The sequence below is a fragment of the Aeromicrobium sp. genome (assembly GCF_049586495.1).
GTDB lineage: Bacteria > Actinomycetota > Actinomycetes > Propionibacteriales > Nocardioidaceae > Aeromicrobium.
Genome location: NZ_JBAVCB010000078.1, coordinates 1 through 2,873, shown reverse-complemented (window position 1 = coordinate 2,873; position 2,873 = coordinate 1). Strand labels below are relative to the sequence as shown.

The 2,873-nt window shown below is 66.7% G+C and carries 2 protein-coding genes and 2 pseudogenes; all 4 read right to left on the bottom strand.

Annotation, left to right across the window (positions count from 1 at the left end; translation table 11 throughout):
* Positions 1 to 320: pseudogene (locus tag WB508_RS04505) on the bottom strand (signal recognition particle-docking protein FtsY); the annotation flags it as partial.
* Positions 321 to 377: 57 nt separating this feature from the next.
* Positions 378 to 935, bottom strand: coding sequence for an NYN domain-containing protein (locus WB508_RS04500; RefSeq protein ID WP_423843687.1), 558 nt, complete (start codon positions 933 to 935; stop codon positions 378 to 380).
* Positions 928 to 1,386, bottom strand: a complete 459-nt coding sequence (locus WB508_RS04495; RefSeq protein WP_423843686.1) for an acyl-CoA thioesterase — start codon at positions 1,384 to 1,386, stop codon at positions 928 to 930. The genes WB508_RS04500 and WB508_RS04495 overlap by 8 nt, the downstream gene beginning before the upstream one ends.
* A pseudogene (locus WB508_RS04490) lies at positions 1,383 to 2,873 on the bottom strand (chromosome segregation protein SMC); the annotation flags it as partial. The gene WB508_RS04495 and the pseudogene WB508_RS04490, both read right to left, overlap by 4 nt.

Here is a 2,873-nt window from a genome sequence, read left to right as displayed (position 1 = left end):
CCCTTGCCGAGCGAGGAGTTGGACCGTGCCAACCGACCACGCAGGCGGACCAGCCGTCCCTGCGACGCTTCGGGACGCTCGATCGCCGGAGCTCCACCCCGCTCGTCGGCCGGGATCTCCTCGAACGGCACCTCTTCGTCATCGGACGCCAGATGTGGTTCAGGGTGCTCGGGATGCTTGATGACCTCGGTGGTGATCTCGTCGAGCACGTCCGGCGGCGGCAACGTTCCATCGCCCCCACGAGTGACCAGGAAGGCGACTCCACCGCCAACCAGGACGACAGCAGCGGCGATGATGAGGACGAGAACAGTGGTGGTCACGACGCCAGCCTAGATTCCGTCCGGCCAGTTCTGTCGTCGACATCCCCTGCGACGGGACTAGAGAAACTCGAGCGGGTCGAACTCGGCGATCGGAATGATGCGGATCCGCGGCAGTCGTTCGTTGAAGGCCTGCACGTCGTATTCCAGGTCGTGAAACTCCAGACCTCGCTCGAACAGCGGCAAGTAGCCGGCGTTGCGGAATTCGCGAAACGCCAGCAGGGCCGTGCGACGTTCGGGGCCGACCAGCGGCTCGAGCTGTTCGATGAAGTCACCGTCGTTGCTGGCGAGCATGACGTCGGCATCGCGGTGAGCCAGCTCGACGAGCGTGCGCTGGATGGCGATGTCGACGACCTTCTCGTCGGCGCCGCCCGACAGCGGCACCGGCCGAAAGCCGATGGCCGTCAGCGCCTGCACGAACGGCATGGGCAGATCTCCATTGGCGGCCAGGAAGAACAAGCCGGTCGCGGGTTGATCCCATGAGCTTTCGGCGAACTGCAGCAGTCGGTCCCAGCGGGGCCGCTCGTGCGGCTGCGGCCGCCGGCCCAGAATCGATGACCCCAGGGTGGCGTCGATGTTCTCGCCGTCGACCAGCACGTAGGTGCTGCGTTCACTCATGAGCAGACCCTAGTACCAGCAACGGTTCCAGCACGGCTCGAATGAGGTCAGGAACCGGCGTGACCGCGCGGTCCTCACCCATGACGTAGACGTGCACGAATCGCCCCACGGCGGCCGGTTCAGACGACTCACCCTGGAACAGACCGATTTCGTACACGACGCTCGACGTGCCGAGCTTGGTGACTCGTAGGCCCGCCTCGACATCACCGGGAAAGCGCAGCTCACGCAGAAACCGGCAGCTCGTCTCGGCGACGATCCCGGAGGCGTCCAGACCACGGATGTCGGTGCCGGTGGCCTCGATCAGATATCCGTTGACCGCGGTGTCGAAGAACGAGTAGTACACGACGTTGTTGACGTGCCCGTAGACGTCCTCGTCCTCCCACCGGGTCGTGATGCGCCGGATGGTGCCGAAGTCATCCCGCCTGAGGTCACCCTGTCTGGGTTCACTCACGCGGTCTCCTCCTCGCGCAGTCGCTGACTGATGACCGCTGAGACGCCGTCACCGCGCATCGAGACTCCGTAGAGCGCGTCGCCGACCTCCATGGTGCGTTTTTGGTGCGTGATGACGATGAGCTGCGAGCTGGCGCGCAGCTCCTCGTAGATGCCGAGCAGACGACCGAGGTTCGTGTCGTCGAGCGCGGCTTCGACCTCGTCAAGGATGTAGAACGGGCTGGGGCGCGCCTTGAACAGCGCCACCAAGAAGGCGACCGCCACGAGCGATCGCTCACCGCCGGACAGCAGCGACAGCCGCTTGACCTTCTTGCCCGGCGGGCGGGCCTCGACGTCGATGCCCGTGGTGAGCATGTTGTCGGGGTCGGTGAGAACCAGCCGCCCCTCGCCACCGGGGAACAGCCGGCTGAAGACATCCCTGAACTCACGCTCCGTGTCGTGCCAGGCCTCGGTGAACACCTTCTCCACCTTGGCGTCGACCTCGTCGACGATCTCGAGCAGATCCTGGCGGGTCTTGCGCAGGTCCTCGACCTGACCGCTGAGGAACTGATGGCGCTCCTCGAGCGCGGAGAACTCCTCGAGCGCGAGCGGGTTGACCTTGCCGAGCATGGCCAGCGAGCGCTCCGCCGAGCGCAGCAGCTTGGTCTGCTCCTCGCGATCGAACGGGCGAGCGGCCTCGGGCTCGCTTGCGACGTCATCCACATCGGCGTCAGCCACCTGCTGGAGGGGCGGCACCAGCTGGTCAGGACCGTACTCACCGACCAGAGCCTCGATGCCCAGACCCAGATCTTCCAGCGCGCGCGTCTCCAGCGATTCAAGGCGCAGGCGCAGCTCGGCCCGGGCCATCTCGTCGCGGTGCACCGAACTGGTCAACGAGTCGAGCTCACTGCTCAGCTCGCGCAGTCGCCCTCGCACGGTGCGGAGCTCGTCCTCCCGACCGGAACGAGAGTGCTCGATCTCGGTACGGCGTTCCGAGGCTCGCTGGATTGAACGGTCGAGGCGCGCGAGCACCTGGTCGGACGCAGTGACGACGGCCCGCGCCGTCTCGGCCTCGTGGCGCTGGCGATCGCGCCGTTCGGCGGCCTTCTGCCGCGCCTCGCGCTCGGCTTCGGCCGCGGCGAACAGCGCCGTGGCCTGGCCCTCGAGCGCGCGCGTGCGCTCTTCATTCGTGCGCAGCACCAGTCGAGCCTCGGTCTCGGCTCGACGCTTGCTCGACGCGACCTCCGAAAGCTCGTCCAGCAATGAGGTGTCGGGATCTTCATCCGGAACCGACTCGGCCTGCTGAAGCCGACTCTCCAGATCGGCCAGACCGGACAGATCGGTGTCGCGAGCCTCTTCGGCCGCCACGATGGCCGCCGCAAGACGATCGGCCTCGCCCTTGGCGGCACGATGTTGGGAGCCAAACGATCCGAGGTCGGCGGCGATGGCGGTCATGGTGGCGTCGGACTCGTGCAGCTTGGCCAGCGCGTCGTCGACCAAGCGCTGGGC